Genomic DNA, 20454 nt, shown 5'->3' with positions numbered 1-20454 from the left:
TTTTATGCCTCTAGGGCCAATTTTGCGGCTAATGATAGCCTACACAGTGCCGTTTGAGAATCACGGTGTGATCTCGATCTCCGCTGGAAGCTGTTGCAAACGCCAATTTTCGCAGCCCCAACGTAGGATTTCGTCTACGTTAGCGGTTCGAATATCGTCAGGAATATCGAATCCTAAAAACGTCATTGCATGCAGCAGAGCTGGCTTCGGATTAGCGACATCAATGGCTGTCGCATGGTTTTGTTTCGACAGTTTGTTGCCGTTAGTGTCCATCGCCAATGGTAAATGCAAGTAGCTAACTTCCGGTTGTCCAAGAATTTGGTACAAGCTGATTTGACGACCTGTGGGCTCAATTAAGTCGGCACCACGGACGACTTCAGTCACCCCTTGGTCGATATCGTCTAATACTACCGCAAGATTATAGGCAAATAATCCATCTCGACGTTTAATAATGAAATCTTCATTTACTAACGCTTCAGGAATGGTTATCAAACCATGCTTCTGATCGAGGAAGTTGGCGATGGGCTTGGTCATTTTTAGGCGAATCGCACCTTCTTTCAAGCCTTTGTCGCGGCAAGTGCCGAGATAATAACCACCATGTTCTTTTATTTGCTTACGTGTACATTGGCAATAATAAGCATCGCCATTCTCCAACCACGCATCAATTTGTGCTTGATATAAATGGTGTCGTTCACTTTGATACACCACTTCACCATCCCAGTGGAGTTGATAAGCTTGGAGCGCATTAAGAATATCTTCTGCCGCACCAGGCATTTCTCTCGGTGGGTCAAGATCTTCGATACGAACGAGCCAAGTCCCTTGATTGGCTTTTGCTTGAAAGTAGCTGCCAAGAGCGGCAACTAAGGAACCAAAATGTAATGGTCCTGAAGGGGATGGGGCAAATCGACCTACATAGCGTGTCATGCGTGTATCTCGAAAGTATTCGGGTAAAACTAGAAGTTTAGCGCTAAAAAGCTAGTCAAAACAAAAAGGGAGCCTGAGCTCCCTTTCAATAATCATAATGCGTGGTTGATTAACCTTGCATCTGTTTCTCTTTGATTTCTGCAAGTGTTTTACAGTCAATACAAAGGTCAGCAGTTGGACGCGCTTCTAGGCGACGAACACCAATCTCTACGCCACAAGATTCACAGAAGCCGAAATCGTCTTCAGTAATTTTGTCTAGAGTCTTTTCGATCTTCTTGATCAGGCGACGCTCACGGTCACGGTTACGCAGTTCTAAGCTGAACTCTTCCTCTTGAGAGGCACGGTCAACTGGATCTGGGAAGTTCGCTGCTTCGTCCTGCATGTGGTGTACAGTGCGATCGACTTCTTCCCTGAGCTGATTACGCCAAGCTGTTAAGATCTTTGTAAAGTGTTCAACCTGCTCTGGTGACATGTATTCTTCACCAGGCTTTTCCTGATATGGCTCCACACCGGCAATGGCTAGGATGCCTATCGTTTTCTTCTTTGATTCTGGCATACAGCATCTCCTACTTACACCTAGTCAACTGCATCGCAGTCAATTTAAGGCGGGTATCTATAGCAAAAAGAGGCGGTGCAGGCAATTACTGAATCGCAAACTTATCGTCAATGTGAAGACGACATCATTTTTTCTCTCAATTGATAAATTCAATAGCAGAGATTAGCTTGACTTCAGTGTTGCTCAGTTCGGCTTTGTAGCAGAGAACTTCTACTCCAGCGTCTTGTGCTTGTTTTAGTAACGTTGAATATTTCGCGTCTATATGGTGCGCCGCAGATACTTTTTCAATACCTGAATGTAAAACAGTGAATAAAAGTATGGCTCTACTTCCAGTTTGTGCCATTTCTGTGAGCTCTCGCAGGTGCTTTTGTCCTCGCGTGGTCACGGCATCAGGGAAATAACCTTGTCCCGATGAACTTTCCTCATCAAGTAGGGTGACGCTCTTCACTTCTATATAACACTTTGATTTATCACTTGCGCTGAGCAAGATATCAATTCGGCTATTTTCATTGCCGTATTTCACTTCAGTTTGAAGTTGGTCATATCCCGACAGTTCCGAAATGACATTATTTTCAATTGCTTCTACCGCTAGTTGATTGGCACGAGCAGTATTTATACAAATACGATGCCCTTGTGGCGTTTCGCTCAGTTCCCAACTGTTTGGGTATTTGCGTTTTGGGTTATCAGAAGTGGAATACCAAACTTTATTGCCCGGAGTGGCACAGCCGGTCATTGCACCGGTGTTTGCGCAGTGGATAGTACGAATTTCACCGTTATCCAATTCGATATCGGCAAGGAAGCGTTTGTAGCGTTTAAGTAGAGTCGCTGACTCTAGAGCAGGTTCGAATTGCATTTGCTTATTTAGCCAAGAGTGTTTTTATGTACAATGTGCCCAACATTACAACATAGGGTATTTCCTTTGTCACAATTGCCGATCGAAGCCGTGATGCCACAATTACTTACGGCGGTCAAACATCAACACCAAGTGATCCTCAAGGCAGCTCCTGGTGCCGGTAAATCCACTTACTTCCCACTACAACTTCTTAAAAGCCAAGCCATGACGGGCAAGATTGTAATGCTAGAGCCTCGTCGTCTTGCTGCGCGCAATATCGCACGTTATTTGGCGCAGCAGTTGGGAGAGCAAGTCGGAGAGAGTGTGGGTTACCGAGTGCGCGGCGAGACAAAAGTGAGTAAGCACACTCAACTTGAAATTGTGACGGAAGGGATCATGACGCGCATGATCCAAAGTGACCCTGAATTAAACGGCATCGACCTACTGATTTTTGATGAATTTCACGAGCGTAGCATTCACGCCGATACCGCGTTAGCGTTCAGTTTAGAAGTTCAAGAAGCACTGCGAGACGATTTAAAGCTGGTGGTGATGTCGGCAACGCTTGACCAAGATGCCTTGCAATCCTTATTACCGGAGGCGGTTTACATTGAGTCGGAAGGTCGTAGTTTTGAGGTAGAAACGCGTTATTTACCACTTGGAGCGAATGATCATTTGCCGACCTCCATGGCAAAAACGATCGAGCACTTGATGAGCAAAGAGTCTGGTTCTTTGCTTGCTTTTCTTCCCGGTGTGGCGGCGATCAAACAAGTCGAAGAGCGTTTGTCCCATCTACCTGATAACGTCGAAGTGTGCCCTCTTTATGGTCAACTCAGCTTCGCTGAACAGCAAAAAGCGATCGCTCCCGCTTCTGGAGGTAAACGCAAAGTCGTGCTCGCGACTAACATTGCTGAAACTTCTTTGACCATTGAAGGTATTCGATTAGTCGTCGATTCTGGATTAGAGCGTGTGGCGCGTTTTGATTTGAAGAATGGACTTACCCGCTTAGAGCAAGTACGAGTAGCGCAGTCGTCTGCAATTCAACGTGCTGGTCGTGCTGGGCGTATTGAAGAGGGCATTTGCGTCCGATTGTATTCGGAAAGCCAATTCAAGCAGCAACCGCAAGTTCCCCAACCAGAAATCCTGTACTCAGATTTAGCAAGCTTAGTCATGGAACTGGCATTCTGGGGAGCAGGGGATATCGCTGAGCTTAAATGGTTGAATATTCCTTCTTCAGCATCGCTTGCTCAGGCCAAACAGCTGTTGATTTCTTTAGGGTTACTTACCGAGCAAGGCCAACTTACTTCTGCAGGTAAAACGGCCCATGCTCTTGGTGTAGAGCCGCGCTCAGCAGCAATGCTGATTCAGACGCAGCAGCGCAGTGAAAAAATGCTAAATACCGCCTTGGCTGCGGTCGCCCTAATTGAAGAGCCTGAGCGCAATGTAACTAACATCGCGCATAGCCTACATCGCTGGGTAAGTGGTACACATGCAAAGAAAACGATATTGCACAAGCGATCTCAAGCGCTGGCGCACAAACTGGATACGGTATTCAGCTTACCTAATGTCGATGAGCGAGTGCTGGCACTAGTATTGAGCTTAGCTTTCCCAGATCGCATCGCGCAGCAGCGTGTAAACCAATATGGTCGTTTTACTTTGTCGAACGGGCATGGTGCTGAGTGTCGACCAGAAGAGACACTCGGTGGTTGTGATTACTTAGTTGCGATTGATTTGATGCGCTCGCATTCTAACTCAAGCCAAATTAACCTAGCTTGTGACTTAGATATCAACGCATTACAAGAAACGTTCGTGCACCTTTTCACGTCGGCTGAGCTGGTTGATTGGGATGAGAAAAAAGGCCGTTTGATTGCAGAACGCCAAATCAAACTTGGTCAACTGGTGATTAAACGCGAAGCCTTGCCGAGTCCGGGTAAAGAAAAAATGACACAAGCTTTACTCACTTATGTCTGCCGTCAGGGCTTACAGAGTCTAAACTGGACGTCGGCAGCGGAAAATTTGTTAGAACGTATTCGCTGCGCAGTGGAATGGTTACCTGAGCAAGCTTGGCCAAGTTTTGATGAGACCAGTTTGCTTAATGGCCTAGAAGAGTGGCTAGAGCCGTACATGAGCACGGTATCATCGGTGAAAGATTTGGCGAAAGTGAACCTAGTGGAAGCGTTGAACGCTCGATTAGGTTGGCCGTTGAATCAACAGATTGATGAGTGGTTGCCAGAAGATTATCGCTTACCAACAGGTTCGAAAAAGCGCATTCGTTACCAATTTGGTCATGAACCTGTGCTGTCAGTGCGTATGCAAGAAGTGTTTGGAGAGAGCACTTCTCCAACTGTGGCACAAGGTCGCAAGCGATTGGTGTTAGAGTTACTTTCTCCAGCACAACGTCCTCTTCAGGTGACAACGGATTTAGCTGCCTTTTGGGCAGGAAGCTACAAAGAAGTGCAAAAAGAGATGAAAGGCCGATATCCAAAACACGTTTGGCCTGACGATCCCGCCACTCATGTAGCGACAACAAAAACAAAAAGACAATTGAATAATGACTGATACTAAAAAGCCCGGTGCAAAAAGAGCACCAGCCAAGAAAACAACGTCAAGTAAAACGACTGCCGCTAAGAAAAGCGGTGCGAAGCGACCGAGAAAATCGCCATCGAAAAAGCCAAGTAATGGCAAGCGGTCTTGGCTTAAGGTCATTTGGTCATTTAGTTGGAAAGCGGGTGTCGCGCTTGCGGCGGTATTGCTGTTTGTCGGTATTTATCTCGATAGTGTGGTGAAAGATCGCTTTGACGGCCAGCTGTTTGATCTGCCAACTGTCGTTTATGCGCGTATCCTCAATTTGAGTCCGGGTGAGAACATTACCATCAAAGAGATGCGCAATGAGCTTGATGTATTGAACTACCGTAAGGTAAGTCAGCCTCGTTATCCGGGTGAATACTCTTCTTCTTCAACGCGTATTGAGCTTATTCGTCGTCCGTTCGAGTTTGCTGACGGTCCTGAGCCTGATCGTCACGTCATGCTGCATTTCTCAAGCAGTGGTTTACAACGCATTCAATCTCTGGAATCCAAAGGCGATCTTGGTTACCTGCGTATTGAACCTAAGATGCTAGGGATGTTGGAAAAAGATCAGAATGAACAGCGTCTGTTCTTACGTCGAGATCAATTCCCAGAAGTGCTTGTCGATGCACTGTTAGCAACTGAAGACCGTGATTTCTATCAGCATGATGGCGTTTCGCCGCTGGCGATTGGTCGTGCCCTTGTTGCTAACATCAAAGCGGGTCGTACTGTTCAAGGTGGTAGTACACTTACTCAGCAGCTTGCGAAAAACTTATTCCTGACACGTGATAAAACCTTGTGGCGAAAAGTCCGTGAGGCGTACATTGCTCTGATTCTGGACTACCGCTACAGCAAAGACCGTATTCTTGAAGCTTACCTGAATGAAGTCTACTTGGGTCAGAGCGGTGGTGATGCAATCCATGGTTTTGCTTTGGCATCACGTTACTACTTCGGTCAACCGATTCAAGAGCTTCGTATCGACCAACTCGCTATGTTGGTGGGTATGGTGAAAGGACCGTCTTACTACAATCCAATTCGTTACCCTGAGCGCACCAAAACGCGTCGTGACTTGGTATTGCGTTTGTTGATGCAACAAGACATGTTAACCGCGCAGCAATACGAACAAGCGGTAAATCGCCCGTTAGATACACAAAGTAAACCTCGTATCGCGAGTCGTCAGCCAGCGTACTTCCAACAACTGAACATTGAGCTGAAAGAAAAAGTAGGTGACAACTTCAAAGCTGAAACAGGTTTACGTTTGTTTACTTCTCTCGACCCTGTATCGCAAAGCAAGTTAGAGCAAGCGATCGCGAAGAAAGTCCCTGAGCTTGCTAAACGTGCAGGTAAAGAGCTCGAGGCTGCAGCGGTTGCGGTTGACCGTCATAGTGGCGAGATTCGCGCTATGGTCGGTGGTAAACGTGTTGGCTATGAAGGTTTTAACCGTGCTTTGAATGCAAGTCGTCCAATAGGTTCTTTGGTTAAGCCTGCGATCTATTTAACCGCGCTAGAGCAGCCAGAGAAGTACAACCTTGCAACTACGCTTCACGATACTCCGCTTAGCTTGAAAGGCAGTAAAGGCTCGGTTTGGTCGCCACGTAACTTCGACCGTAAGTTCCGTGGTGATGTGCCGCTGTACTTAGCGTTGGCGAAATCACTCAATGTGCCAACCGTGCGTTTGGGTATGGAGCTGGGTATTCCAGAAGTATCGGCTACGCTAGAGCGTTTGGGCGTGGATAAGAATGAAATTCGTCCAGTGCCTTCTATGTTCCTTGGTTCCTTCTCGTTGACGCCATTCGAAGTCGCGCAGATGTACCAGACTGTCACTAACTCAGGTAAGCGCGCCAAGTTATCGGCATTACGCTCTGTGATCGACATGGATGGTAACGTGCTTTATCAATCGCTACCTCGCTCATCTCAAGCGGTGGACCAACAAGCGGCTTGGTTGACGACTTACGCGATGAAGCAAGGTGTTGCTCAAGGTACAGGTCGATTCCTACAAAGTCAGTTCGCATGGGCTGCTCTTGCAGGCAAAACCGGTACCAGTAATGACAGCCGTGACAGTTGGTTTGTGGGTGTCGACGGCCGTGAAGTGACAACCGTTTGGCTTGGCCGCGACGATAACAAGTCGACCAAGCTAACTGGTTCAAGTGGTGCACTGCGTGTCTACGCGGAATACCTTAAACAACGCATTCCTGAGCGACTAGAGTTGCCTTGGCCAAAAGAAGTGACCACATTAGGATTCCAAAAAGCCGCTAATGGCGCGCTGGAAATGAACTGCCGCAGTGAATACAAGCTGCCAGTGTGGGACAAGTCTGGGCAAATCAAACAGCAGTGTGAGAAAAAATCTAATTGGTTGAATAACCTATTTGATTGGTAAGACCACCAAAAACGCCATCACTGACTTGTGAAGTTGTTCAAATCTTAGTAAAAGTAGGTGTTCAATATTCAGTAAAGGAAGAAGTGAATGTTCAAAAAGTCGATCTCAAACCCATGGAAGCGTTGTGTTGCGCTCTGGGTCTGTTCCTTTTTGATTGCAACGCCTTCCTTTGCTAAGCAAGTCAGTGATGACCAATCTCGTCCTAAAGTCGCCGTCGTACTGGCTGGTGGTGGGGCAAAAGGAGCCGCTCACATCGGGGTTTTGAAGGCTCTGGAAGAGATGAATATTCCCGTCGATATCATCACCGGGACTAGCATGGGTGCCTATGTTGGTGGTCTATATGCCACGGGAATGAGCGCCGATGAAATCGAAAGCTTTATCTACAGTGTCGATTGGAACAGCGGTTATCGAGACCGTGTCGACCGCAGCCAACGTCGCGTCCGCGATAAAGAATACGAAGACCGTTACCAAATCACCACTGACCTAGGTTTGAGGTTTGGTGAAGTGCGTTCGCCAACTGGCGTGGTGCAAGGCCAAAACATGTTGCGCATTCTGCGTGAAACCACAGGCAATCTTGGCCGATTTAACTCCTTTGATGATCTTGCCATTCCATACCGCTCAGTTGCGACGGATATCGTCGAGCTAGAAGAGGTCGTCCTAGATAACGGTTATCTAGTTGATGCCATGATGGCGAGTATGTCAGTGCCTGGCGCGCTTCCTCCATACGAGCTGAATGGTCATATGCTGGTGGACGGCGGGGTAGTCAATAACATGCCTGTTGATGTTGCTCGCGCAATGGGTGCCGACGTGGTGATTGCCGTTGATATTAGTACCGATTACAAAAGTGAAGAGGACTTTACTGGCTTATTTGCCGTAGCAGACCAACTCTCCAACTACCTAGTTCGCCGCAGTACTCAAGAGCAAGCCGAAACGCTAAGCGGTGATGATGTCTACATTCGTCCTGATGTTGGGCAAATGGAAACGGTAGAATTCGAAAAAATGCCAGACGCTTTTAAAGCGGGTTATGAGATCACTCGAGGACTAAAGTCAAAACTTGAAGGGCTGAGTGTATCGAATGCGGAGTACCAGAAATACATCGAGCATAAACAAGACATGCGCAAGAACCTTGAGTATGGGGATGAGCGCGTCGTCGACCAAATCGTTCTTGTGAACAATACCCACTACAGTGATGTGCTGTTGACTAACCGACTTGAGTTAGACACAGGACGCCCTCTAGAAACGGCTGAGATCGAAAAAGCGGTAGAAAATCTCTATGCACTGGATCGTTTTGAGCTGATCACTTATCACTTTGAAGAAATCGATGGGGTGAACTTACTCGTCTTTGAAGTGAACGAAAAATCTTGGGGTCCAAACTACCTAAACTTCCGCTTCTTCTTAGAAGATGATTTCAATACCGATAGTCAATATGGCATCGGCATGTCGGCCAATTTTACCAACTTGAACTCTCACGGCGCTGAGCTGACCTTTAATGTGGATATGGGGACGGATAAATTGATTGAGGCGGAGCTTTATTCTCCAGTGCTTTCGAGTCAGCAGTTGTTTGTTTCTAGCAAAGTGAATTACAACACAGAGAACAGAAACCTCTCTGATAACTTTGAAAACCCTGATATTGGATCCGTCTACGATTACCTGCCAGTGTCTTACACCGAGTTTATTACAGAGCTTGCTGCGGGTGTGCAACCTACGCTTTGGCAAGAGTTCCGAGTTGGCGGGCGCTATACCAAAGGGGCGATTGAAGCATCCACTTTTCAGTCTTTCGGTGAGCTTGATTATGAGCGTTTGGGTGTCTTTGCCAATTACCGCCTAGATACCTTGGATGATTTCGCTTTCCCAACGCACGGTATGCTGATCGATTTGGATTACTTAGTTTCTCACGATAAGACTCCAGAGGATTTTCGTCAGTTAAACCCAGACGGTAATATTGAAGATACCGTTTACGAGATTACCGCGCGTTTCAAGGGAGCAGTGACTCATAGTCGTCATACTTTAGTCGGACAAGTGGAATACAGCTTTGTTGAGAGCAAAAACTCGTCTGTGCCTTTAGACCCGCGTGAGCTTGGTGGTTTCTTGAATCTCTCAGGTATTCCACGTAACAGCCTGATTGGGCAGAACTTATTCTATACCAGCCTGGTGTATCGTTATAAATGGATGGATAACGACTTCGGGCTGTTTGAAGCACCTGTGTATTTAGGTGCATCCCTTGAACACGGTGGTGTTTGGTCAGATAACGATCTGAAGCTCAATGAAGCGCCGCTGTACAATGCCGCATCGATTTTCTTTGGAGTAGATTCTCCGATAGGACCGATCATGTTGGCATACGGTCGTACCGAGCAAGATTTAGATGCCGTGTACTTGATCGTTGGAACATCATTTAAATAACCGGGAATAGGACAGCAAGATCTCCGCATATTTAGCCATAATTTACCGGACTTTAGTCGTAAGTTGCTATGTTGGTCAAAATGATGAGATTTTAATTTAACGTTAAATTTGCTATTCTTTCGCCCACAGTTTGGCCTCTACGGCGCTGTTTCTCAATCAGAATTGAATGAAAACAAGGGCAATGGAGAGCCAAGTTTCCAAGGATGTTCACTCCTTTACTTTGAAAAATAGTAAGAAAAAAGGAGGAACCGCAATGAGAGGAAAAAGTCGTGCTTGAAGCCTACCGTAAACACGTCGAAGAGCGTGCTGCCGAAGGAGTTGTTCCTAAACCGCTAGACGCTGAACAAGTTGCTGGACTTGTTGAACTTCTGAAAAATCCCCCGCAAGGTGAAGAAGCCTTTATTCTTGACCTACTAGAGAACCGTATCCCACCGGGTGTAGATGAAGCTGCTTATGTAAAAGCAGGTTTCTTGACGGCTGTTGCTAAAAGTGAAGTGGCATCACCGCTTGTAAGCCGTGAAAAAGCCGCAGAGCTACTAGGGACGATGCAAGGCGGTTACAACATCGCGCCTCTAGTCGAGTTCCTAGATGACGATGCGCTTGCCCCAATTGCTGTAAAAGCGTTATCTCACACTCTATTGATGTTCGATGCTTTCTACGATGTAGAAGAGAAAGCCAAAGCAGGCAATGCATTCGCGAAGCAAGTTCTACAATCTTGGGCGGATGCTGAATGGTTCACATCAAAAGAGAAAGTAGCGGAAAAGATTACCGTTAAAGTCTTTAAAGTGACCGGTGAAACCAACACCGATGACTTATCTCCAGCACCAGATGCTTGGTCTCGTCCTGATATCCCAGTACACGCGAAAGCGATGCTGAAAATGGAACGTGATGGCATCGTTCCAGACCAACCAGGCAGCGTTGGTCCAATTAATCAAATCGAAGAACTGCAAAAAGATGGCATTCCACTAGCGTATGTTGGTGACGTTGTTGGTACGGGTTCTTCACGTAAATCTGCAACGAACTCTGTTCTTTGGTTCATGGGGGAAGACATCCCATTCGTACCAAACAAGCGCACAGGTGGTATCTGTCTAGGTGGTAAGATTGCTCCTATCTTCTACAACACAATGGAAGATTCTGGCGCACTACCTATCGAGTTAGACGTACAAAATATGAACATGGGCGATGTCATTGACATCTTCCCATACGAAGGCGTTGTACGTAAAAACGGCGAAGACATTTCTAGCTTTACGCTAAGCAAAGTACTACTTGATGAAGTTCGCGCGGGTGGCCGTATTCCACTGATCATCGGTCGTGGTTTAACAAGCCGTGCTCGTACTTCTCTTGGTTTAGAAGAAACCGATCTATTTGCTAAGCCAGTTGACCCTTCTGCATCTGACAAAGGCTACACGCTAGCTCAGAAAATGGTGGGTAAAGCATGTGGTGTAGAAGGCGTACGTGCAGGTCAGTACTGTGAGCCTAAGATGACAACTGTAGGTTCTCAGGACACCACAGGCCCAATGACGCGTGATGAGCTAAAAGACCTTGCGTGTCTTGGCTTTTCAGCTGATCTAGTGATGCAGTCATTCTGTCACACGTCTGCGTATCCAAAACCAGTCGACGTAAACACACACCACACGCTACCTGACTTCATCATGAACCGTGGCGGTGTATCACTTCGTCCGGGCGATGGTGTGATTCACTCGTGGCTAAACCGTATGCTTCTGCCTGATACGGTAGGTACAGGTGGTGACTCGCATACTCGTTTCCCTCTCGGTATTTCGTTCCCAGCAGGTTCAGGTCTTGTTGCGTTCGCAGCAGCGACCGGTGTTATGCCACTGGATATGCCAGAGTCAATCTTGGTGCGCTTTAAAGGCGAAATGCAGCCGGGTATCACGCTACGTGACCTTGTGCATGCCATTCCTTTATACGGCATCAAGCAAGGCCTTCTAACAGTAGAGAAAGCAGGTAAGATCAACGAATTCTCTGGTCGCGTACTAGAAATTGAAGGCGTTGAGCACCTAACTGTAGAGCAGGCATTCGAGCTGTCTGATGCGTCAGCAGAACGTTCTGCGGCAGGTTGTACCGTTAAGCTATCTCAAGCGTCTATTGAGGAATACCTAAACTCAAACATCACCATGCTGAAATGGATGATCTCGGAAGGTTACGGCGACCGTCGTACTATCGAGCGTCGTATTACTGCGATGGAAGAGTGGTTGGCAAATCCTGAGCTTATGGAAGCAGATTCAGATGCGGAATACGCTCACGTGATTGAGATTGACCTAGTTGAAATCAACGAACCAATTCTTTGTGCGCCAAACGATCCAGATGACGCTCGTCTTCTGTCTGACGTTCAAGGTACACAGATTGATGAAGTGTTCATCGGTTCTTGTATGACGAACATTGGTCACTTCCGTGCAGCGGGTAAGCTACTTGAGAAGTTCAATGGTCAATTAGACACTCGTCTATGGGTAGCGCCGCCAACGAAGATGGACCGTGACCAACTTACAGAAGAAGGTTACTACGGTATTTACGGCCGCGCTGGCGTTCGTATTGAAACTCCAGGTTGTTCGCTATGTATGGGTAACCAAGCACGAGTTGCAGACAAAGCAACAGTAATGTCGACTTCAACACGTAACTTCCCGAACCGTCTAGGTACTGGTGCAAATGTGTACCTATCTTCAGCGGAACTTGCGGCAGTGGGTGCGATTCTAGGTAAGATTCCAACTAAGGAAGAATACTTAGCGTACATGGAGCAAATTGATGCGACAGCTGCGGATACTTATCGTTACTTGAACTTCCACAAGATGGAACAGTACACCAAGAAAGCAGATAACGTGATCTTCCAAGAGCCAGCGTAATCTTAGCGAGCTCTGTGAATACTTAGTTAAGCGCCCACCTTTTGGTGGGCGCTTTTTTTTTTGGAATGCTGCGCTTCGAGATATTAGAACTACGTCATTTCCTAGACTGAGGGAATAGAAATCTCTTTTAGACAAAGTCTTGAGAGATCCCCAACTCGCTCGTGCCTCACTCTTGAGGATGACGATTAAATAGCTAAGAGTAAAACGATGTCATTCCCGAAAGCGACGAAGGAGTGCAGTCGGGAATCTCTTTTAAACAAGCCATTGAGAGAGCTCTCGTCTCCTGCTTCTCCCATCTCAAATCTCCCTGTATACTCCGCACCAAATTGATACGAAAAGGCGATCACGATGGAATTTGAATTCATCCGCAACACATTGATGGGCGAATACTATGTCAAATGCAGCATGGGGCATGAGATTGTGGGTCGTTGGTTGCAAGAAGAAATAGGCAAAGACCCAGCAAAAATTGCTCAGGTAGAAGCTTTAATTGATCAGGCATTTTCTTCACCATCTCAAGAGCATAGGTTAACTGGTGCAGAGATCAGTTTGATGATCCACGGTGATGAGGTGCTAGTGCAAGAAAACGCACTTGGCCATGAGTATGAAGTGGAAATGGAAAGCGAGTTTGATTTCTACGATGCAGAGAGTACAGCCAGCTGTGGTATAGAAGACTTTTGTGCCTTGATAGAGCAATGGAAAGACTTTTTGAACATTTAATGCACAGTTTTGGGTAGTCAGACTCGAATTGCCTTATATTTGTGAAAAGGGCGCACCGATATGGTGCGCCCTTTTTGTTTATAAGTTTGTTAATTTTACTAATTCTATATAAATCAATGAGATAAAAAGTTGGCACGCCGATTGGATTAATAAAACTGTTTCAGGATGAAAGCTGCGGAGAAGATTCAATGAAAATCATTAATGCCATTATAAAACCTTTTAAGTTAGACGATGTTCGCGAAGCATTGGCTGATGTTGGTATTGAAGGGATGACAGTATCAGAGGTTAAGGGTTTTGGTCGTCAGAAAGGCCACACGGAGCTATACCGTGGCGCTGAGTATCAAGTCGACTTTCTACCAAAAGTAAAACTAGAAATCGCAACCCACGCAGACAATGTGGAACGTGTGGTAGAAGCCATCACAAAAGCGGCGCAGACCGGAAAGATTGGTGACGGCAAAATTTTTGTTTACGACCTGAACCAAGCGGTGCGTATCCGTACTGGTGAAATGGACGCAGAAGCACTTTAAGAATTCAAGGGATTGGAGAATTATCATGGAATTAACAACAACAGTAACTGAATTACGTTACGCACTCGACACCTTTTTCTTCCTCATTTCCGGTGCGTTGGTAATGTGGATGGCAGCAGGCTTTGCCATGCTAGAAGCGGGCTTAGTTCGCTCTAAAAACACAACAGAAATTCTAACTAAAAACATCTGTCTTTACGCGATCGCTTGTACCATGTTCCTATTGGTTGGCTACAACATTATGTATGTCGATAACGGTGAAGGCGGTTGGTTACCATCATTTGGTGCATTAATTGGCACACAAGGTGAAGGTGCAGACCACTCTCTAGAGTCGGACTTCTTCTTCCAAGTAGTATTTGTAGCAACAGCAATGTCAGTGGTTTCTGGCGCAGTTGCAGAGCGTATGAAGCTTTGGTCTTTCCTAATCTTCTCAGCGGTACTGACTGCATTTATCTACCCAATGGAAGGTTACTGGACTTGGGGTGGCGGCTTCCTATCAGAAGCAGGTTTTAGTGACTTTGCGGGCTCAGGTATCGTACACATGGCCGGTGCTTCAGCAGCATTAGCAGGCGTACTATTACTGGGTGCACGTAAAGGTAAATACGGTAAAAACGGTGAAATCTACCCAATCCCAGGTTCAAACATGCCTCTCGCTACATTGGGTACGTTCATCCTTTGGTTCGGTTGGTTTGGTTTCAACGGTGGTTCTCAACTTATGGTTTCGGATTTTGAGAACGCGACTGCAGTTGGTCAAATTTTCCTAAACACAAACGCTGCAGCAGCTGCAGGTGCAATTGCCGCACTATTTGTATGTAAGACAACTTGGGGTAAAGCAGACCTGACTATGATTTTGAACGGTGCGTTAGCTGGTCTTGTTGCTATCACGGCTGACCCTCTATCTCCATCACCACTCTATGCTGTGGCGATTGGTGCGGTATCAGGCGCGCTAGTGGTATTTAGCATCATCGGTTTGGATAAGATTAAGATTGATGATCCAGTAGGTGCTATCTCAGTTCACGGTGTGTGTGGTTTCTTCGGCCTAATGGTTGTGCCACTGAGCAACGGTGATGCAACGTTTGGTGCACAGCTTCTAGGTGCGGCAGTTATCTTTGCTTGGGTATTTGGTGCAAGCCTAGTGGTATGGGCAATCCTGAAAGCGACAATTGGTATTCGTGTATCGGAAGACGAAGAGCTAGAAGGTATGGATATGCACGACTGTGGTGTTGGTGCTTACCCTGAATTTGTTACTGTTAAGTAATAAACAGTTACAAACTAAATGATTCAAAACCTGCTCCATAGAGCAGGTTTTTCATTTTGTAGAATTGTTTTCCTGCGCTACATGCATATAATTAAACCCAGTTGATAACTGTTATCATTATGATTAAGGATATGATAATGAAAAAAATGCTGACTCTTTCTGCACTTGCGTGTGCGACTCTTGCTCCAACAGCAATGGCAGCTGAAGAAGTGAACGTCTACTCTTACCGTCAACCTTTCCTAGTTGAGCCTATGTTCAACGAGTTCACTAAAGAAACTGGCATTAAAGTAAATGTTAAATTTGCTAAAAAAGGCCTAGCAGAGAAGTTGGCTCAGGAAGGCGAATACAGCCCTGCTGACGTTATCCTAACGGTTGATATCAGTCGTCTATCTGAACTGACAGACAAGAAACTTGTTCAAAAAGTTGACAGTGAAGTTCTTGAGAAGAACATTCCTGCTCAACTTCAAGATGACGGCAATGAGTGGTTTGCACTAACGACCCGTACTCGTAGCGTTTACTCTTCTCGTGACCGCGTTGGTAAGCTAGGTGGTGACTTCACTTACCTAGATCTGGCTAAGCCAGAATTCAAAGGCAAGATCTGTACTCGTAGTGGTAAGCACCCTTACAACGTTTCTCTAGTGTCTGCGATGATTGCACATCACGGTGAAGCTGAAACTAAAGAATGGCTAGAAGGCGTAAAAGCGAACCTAGCTCGTAAGCCTCAAGGTAACGATCGTGCTCAAGTTAAAGCTATCAAAGAAGGTCTATGTGACGTTTCTCTAGGTAACAGCTACTACCTAGGTAAGATGGTTAACGACAAAGAGCAAAAAGCTTGGGCGGATGCGGTATACATCAACTTCCCTAACCAAGAGACAACAGGTACGCACGTAAACATCTCTGGTATGGCGATGGCGAAGTACGCGCCAAACAAAGATAACGCACTTAAGCTTATGGAATTCCTAGCGGGTGATACTGCTCAGAGCATGTACGCTGAAGTGAACTACGAATACCCAGTGAAGCCAGGTGTTAAGCCTTCTGAGCTAGTTGCATCTTGGGGTGAGTTTAAAGCGGATACTATTTCTTTAGATGACATTGCATCACATCATGAAGCGGCAACAAAACTTCTAGATGAAGTGAAGTTTGACCTTTAATTTCATGTAGGGGGATTTAATTCCCCTTCTCTTTAATTTGTGAGATGTATTTGCAACGGCAATTGTATTTCATCAAGCCTTGTAGTTTTTAGGCAATGAAAGATAAACACTCTTTATGGAAAACCAGTAGTGGGGTACTTACCCTGCTACTGGTTTTGCCGATCTTAGCGATCTTCTATACCGCCATTGGTGAGACGGATGACTTGTTTACACATTTGATGTCGACAGTCATGCCTACCTATATCTATAACACCATCGCATTGACAACTGGTGTGATGTTTGTCTCTTTGATCTTCGGTATCCCAAGCGCTTGGTTTATGGCGATGTGCAAACTGCCAACCGAGAAATGGTTGCAGTGGGCTTTAGTTCTGCCACTTGCGATGCCGGGTTATATTATCGGTTACATATTTACGGACTGGTTTGATTTTGCCGGGCCAATTCAAATATTTTTGCGTGATATAACGGGGTGGGGCCCGGGAGAATATTGGTTCCCTGATATTCGAACCTTAGGTGGAGCGATATTAGTCTTATCTTTGGTGCTTTACCCATACGTGTACTTGCTTTGTCGTGCTGCATTTATGGAACAGAATGTCTCTCTGCTACAAAGTGCGCGTTTACTGAAATGCTCGCCTTGGGAAAGTTTTTGGCGCATCTCTTTACCGCTTGTAAGACCCTCTATCGCTGTTGGTTTGTCTCTGGTCGCGATGGAAACCATCGGTGATTTCGGAACCGTCAGCTACTTTGCTGTGAACACGCTTACGACTGCGGTTTATGATACTTGGCTTGGATATTCGAACCTCAATGCCGCAGCAAAAATATCAGCGATTATGTTGGTCGTCGTTGTTTTATTATTAAGTGCTGAACGTTACAGTCGACGTAAGCAAAAGCTGTTTCAAAGTCAGTTTAATAGCCATGAAGATTTCCGTTATGAGTTACAAGGTTGGCAAAAATGGGGTGCATTAATCTGGTGTTGGGGCCTAGTTGCAATAGCCTTCATCTTCCCATTGCTACAGTTGATTGATTACGCCATCACTTACTTTGCACAAAGCTGGACTGCTGAGTTTCGAGAGTACGCACTAAACAGCTTGGTTGTTTCCATCACGGCTGCGATTATCGGTGTGGTGATTGCTTTAACAGTGAACTTCAGTCAACGCGTTAACGGTGGCCGCTCGAGTTTAGTGTTTATGCGCTTGTCTTCGATGGGCTACGCTGTCCCTGGTACAGTATTGGCTATCGGCGTAATGGTTGCGGTGCTGTTTATGGATCACCGTGTTAACGATATTGCTAAAGCAATGGAATGGGGCAGGCCTGGGCTTATTTTCTCTGGCTCCATGTTCGCGTTGATTTTCGCGATGGTGGTGCGTTTCTCGGCTGTTGCAATTGGCAGTGTGGAAAGTAACTTAAATAAGATCTCTCCATCGTTAGACATGGCTTCCCGAACCATGGGGTGTACGCCAAATACCATGCTTTGGCGAGTGCATTTTCCTTTAGTTAAGCGTGGCGCTTTGATTGCTGGTCTTTTGGTATTTATTGAGTCGATGAAAGAGCTCAATGCTGCACTACTATTGCGACCATTTAACTTTGAAACCTTAGCGACGTATGTTTACAACTTCGCTTCGGATGAGCATTTAGAGCTTGCCGCACTTCCGGCAGTATTACTGGTTCTCGTTGGGTTGATCCCGCTTGTTGTTGTTAACCGTTCACTGGAGCAAAGTCACTGATGAGCTGCGCATTATCGATTAAAAACCTAACTTGTCAGTATGACGATCAGACTGTTCTGGAGTCGCTTTCTCTGGAAGTTGAACAAGGACAGATTGTCTGTCTGCTCGGCGCAAGTGGCTGTGGTAAGACAACGCTTTTGAAAGCCATTGCTGGGCTGCTTCCTCTGAGTTCCGGTCAAATGAGCTTGAACTGCCTGACTATTGATGATGGTAAAAATTGGCTACCACCAGAGCAGCGTAATATTGGTATGATTTTCCAAGATTACGCTTTGTTCCCACACCTAACAGTCGCTGAGAACATTGCTTTTGGCTTAAAGAACGAATCGGCGCAGCAAAAGCTGATTAAAGTCGAAGAGATGCTCGGCTTGGTTCACCTTAAAGGTTACGGCGACCGTTATCCTCACCAACTCTCTGGTGGTCAGCAGCAGCGCGTGGCGATTGCCCGTTCACTGGCTTACAAACCGGATCTTCTGTTGTTGGATGAACCATTTTCCAATATCGATACCCAAGTGCGTCATGAACTGATCCGAGAGATCCGTAAAATTTTCAAAGAGCAGGGCGTTACCGCTATCTTTGTCACCCACAGTCGTGAAGAAGCGTTTGCTTTTGCCGATAAGATGGCAGTCATGAATCATGGTGTGATCGAGCAGTATGGCACAGCCTCGGAGCTTTACTACCAACCTTCGAGTAAGTTTGTTGCTGACTTCTTAGGTGGTGGCAGCTACCTTGCAGCGAAGCGAATTTCCGACAATGAATACGAAACCCACCTTGGTGTAGTAGAAGCGAATGCTCAGCAGGAAATTCAACGCGATAGTGAGTGTGCATTACTGCTACGTCCTCAGCATGTACAAATTAAGGTTGATGAAGAGAGCGCAGTAAAAGTGCTGGAGCAGCACTTTATGGGGGATCATTGTCGTTACGTGATTGATGTCAATGGTGACCGACTGTTAGCTACCTCAGCTCAAGCATTGAATGTGGGTGATAGCGTGGCTGTAGAAGTTGAAACTCAAGGCGTATTAGCTTTCGCCTAGTTTATGAAGGCCAGATAGAAAAAGGCCCGGCGGTGATGCCGGGCAAGTGTTCTTCACCTATAGGTTATGTGCTCGAAGCGGGCACAAGGTTCAGTTATAAAGACAAGAAGTCCTTAAACTGTTGAAGAACACGTTCCGCAGTGTCCTTATCTTGCATCTCTGCAAAAATTCGTAGTAGTGGCTCGGTGCCAGAGAAACGAGCGATGATCCAACCGCCGTTCTTGAAGTAGACTTTCGCACCATCTTCATAGCTGACTTTTTCGATTTCAAACTCAAACTCAGGCAACTGCTTTTCAACATAAATCTTGTTGAACAGTACGTCTTTTTGCGCCGGTTTGAACTTGCAATCGCCTTCTGCCATGTAGGCATAGCCGTACTTGCCGTAGATCTCATCCAGCAACTCAGACAGCTTCTTGCCAGTTACTGAAATCATTTCTACCAATAGGCTTGATGCGAATACACCGTCTTTGCCTTTGATATGACCACGAATAGTCAGACCGCCAGAGCTTTCACCGCCAATCAGTGAATCGTCAGCTTCCATTTGAGAACTAATGTGCTTAAAGCCGACCGGAACCTCAAAGCATTTCTCGCCATGATCTTCTGCAACTTTATCCAACAGGTGAGTAGTTGCGATGTTACGTACCACTGAGCCTGTCCAGCCTTTGTATTCAAGTAGGTAGTAGTAAAGCAGCAGCAGTACTTCATTTGGATGAATGAAGTTACCTTTCTCGTCGATAATACCAAGACGGTCTGCGTCGCCATCGGTACCGATACCAATGTCATAGCCTTCTTGTTCTACAAGGTGCATCAAGCGGTAAAGCGTTGCTGCACTTGGTGATGGCATCAAGCCACCGAAGTCTGGGTTCTTGCCATCGTTGATTACGTCAACTTCACAACGACCGTTGATCAATACGGTCTGTAGCGCGTTTTTCGCAACACCAAACATTGGGTCGATCAACACACGTAGATTCGCCTTCTTGATCGCTTCGATGTCGATAAAGTCGATGATTGAGTCAACGAATTCGTTCATCGGGTTGATGATGTCAATCAGCTTATCTTCAACCGCTTGTTCAAAATCGACGCTTTTAACATCTTGCGCAGTTAGTGTAGCGATTTGCGATTCGATCTTTTCAGTGATGATTTCATCTGCGTCACGACCGCCTTCAATGAAGACTTTAATGCCATTGTAATCAGCAGGGTTGTGCGATGCGGTAATACATGCAGAGTACGCGCAGCCCATTTCCTTCGCTTTAAACATTACGATAGGCGTTGGGACAAATTTGTCGATAAAGCTCACCACAATGCCGTTTGCTGCTAGAACTTCAGCGAACCAACGACCAGCTTTATCGGAAAGAAAACGACGGTCATAGCCAATCACAAAGCCGCGATCAGCAACCGATTCATTATTCGTGATGTTTGCAACTGCTTGAGCGACCAAACGTACATTATCTTTAGTGAACTCCTCACCGATAAATGCACGCCAACCGCCGGTACCAAATTTGATCATGATTCGATCCTCGATAAGAGCGGCATCCCACCGCCC

Annotated in this window: 14 protein-coding genes; 10 read left to right on the top strand and 4 right to left on the bottom strand. The window is 46.2% G+C overall.

The features are described from left to right. Nucleotides 1–60 precede the first annotated feature (60 nt). From gluQRS to sfsA, 3 genes are all read right to left on the bottom strand, one after another. On the bottom strand, nucleotides 61–924 hold the full coding sequence (gene gluQRS / locus H735_RS01110; RefSeq protein WP_020196599.1) for a tRNA glutamyl-Q(34) synthetase GluQRS: 864 nt from the start codon (nucleotides 922–924) through the stop codon (nucleotides 61–63). A 109-nt stretch (nucleotides 925–1033) separates the two neighbouring features. Beyond that, complete coding sequence (dksA, locus tag H735_RS01105; RefSeq protein WP_005439389.1) at nucleotides 1034–1480, bottom strand: RNA polymerase-binding protein DksA; 447 nt, start codon at nucleotides 1478–1480, stop codon at nucleotides 1034–1036. 136 nt (nucleotides 1481–1616) lie between these two features. Beyond that, complete coding sequence (gene sfsA, locus H735_RS01100; RefSeq protein ID WP_020196598.1) at nucleotides 1617–2333, bottom strand: DNA/RNA nuclease SfsA; 717 nt, start codon at nucleotides 2331–2333, stop codon at nucleotides 1617–1619. A 66-nt stretch (nucleotides 2334–2399) separates the two neighbouring features. Between sfsA and hrpB the strand changes: the two genes are divergently transcribed. From hrpB to H735_RS01050, 10 genes are all read left to right on the top strand, one after another. Next, nucleotides 2400–4868, top strand: a complete 2469-nt coding sequence (gene hrpB / locus H735_RS01095) for an ATP-dependent helicase HrpB (RefSeq protein ID WP_020196597.1) — start codon at nucleotides 2400–2402, stop codon at nucleotides 4866–4868. Then, on the top strand, nucleotides 4861–7251 hold the full coding sequence (mrcB, locus tag H735_RS01090; RefSeq protein WP_020196596.1) for a penicillin-binding protein 1B: 2391 nt from the start codon (nucleotides 4861–4863) through the stop codon (nucleotides 7249–7251). Before hrpB ends, mrcB begins: the two co-directional genes overlap by 8 nt. 87 nt (nucleotides 7252–7338) lie before the next feature. Continuing rightward, nucleotides 7339–9651 carry a patatin-like phospholipase family protein gene (locus tag H735_RS01085; RefSeq protein WP_020196595.1) on the top strand — a complete coding sequence of 771 codons (2313 nt, stop codon included), beginning with the start codon at nucleotides 7339–7341 and terminating at the stop codon, nucleotides 9649–9651. Between the two features lie 269 nt (nucleotides 9652–9920). After that, nucleotides 9921–12509, top strand: coding sequence for a bifunctional aconitate hydratase 2/2-methylisocitrate dehydratase (gene acnB / locus H735_RS01080; RefSeq protein ID WP_020196594.1), 2589 nt, complete (start codon nucleotides 9921–9923; stop codon nucleotides 12507–12509). Between the two features lie 348 nt (nucleotides 12510–12857). Continuing rightward, on the top strand, nucleotides 12858–13226 hold the full coding sequence (locus H735_RS01075) for a YacL family protein (protein ID WP_005439396.1): 369 nt from the start codon (nucleotides 12858–12860) through the stop codon (nucleotides 13224–13226). Between the two features lie 188 nt (nucleotides 13227–13414). Next, nucleotides 13415–13753 carry a P-II family nitrogen regulator gene (locus H735_RS01070; protein ID WP_005439398.1) on the top strand — a complete coding sequence of 113 codons (339 nt, stop codon included), beginning with the start codon at nucleotides 13415–13417 and terminating at the stop codon, nucleotides 13751–13753. A gap of 25 nt (nucleotides 13754–13778) precedes the next feature. Further along, the gene (locus H735_RS01065; RefSeq protein WP_005439399.1) at nucleotides 13779–15008 is read left to right on the top strand and encodes an ammonium transporter; all 1230 of its coding nucleotides are present in this window, start codon (nucleotides 13779–13781) and stop codon (nucleotides 15006–15008) included. Between the two features lie 137 nt (nucleotides 15009–15145). Next, a complete protein-coding gene (locus H735_RS01060) occupies nucleotides 15146–16159 on the top strand; it encodes a Fe(3+) ABC transporter substrate-binding protein (protein WP_020196592.1) in 1014 nt (337 codons plus the stop codon). Between the two features lie 95 nt (nucleotides 16160–16254). Beyond that, a complete protein-coding gene (locus H735_RS01055; RefSeq protein ID WP_020196591.1) occupies nucleotides 16255–17880 on the top strand; it encodes an ABC transporter permease in 1626 nt (541 codons plus the stop codon). Continuing rightward, nucleotides 17880–18911 carry an ABC transporter ATP-binding protein gene (locus H735_RS01050; protein WP_020196590.1) on the top strand — a complete coding sequence of 344 codons (1032 nt, stop codon included), beginning with the start codon at nucleotides 17880–17882 and terminating at the stop codon, nucleotides 18909–18911. The genes H735_RS01055 and H735_RS01050 overlap by 1 nt, the downstream gene beginning before the upstream one ends. A gap of 94 nt (nucleotides 18912–19005) precedes the next feature. On the opposite strand, the gene H735_RS01045 is transcribed toward H735_RS01050, so the two are convergent. Beyond that, nucleotides 19006–20418: a phosphoglucomutase/phosphomannomutase family protein gene (locus H735_RS01045; RefSeq protein WP_020196589.1), complete on the bottom strand. Its 1413-nt coding sequence runs from the start codon at nucleotides 20416–20418 to the stop codon at nucleotides 19006–19008. Between the last annotated feature and the right edge of the window lie 36 nt (nucleotides 20419–20454).

Source organism: Vibrio owensii CAIM 1854 = LMG 25443, assembly GCF_000817815.1.
Lineage (GTDB): Bacteria > Pseudomonadota > Gammaproteobacteria > Enterobacterales > Vibrionaceae > Vibrio > Vibrio owensii.
The sequence above is the reverse complement of the archived record's forward strand: the minus strand, read 5'-3'. Positions and strand labels throughout refer to the sequence as shown.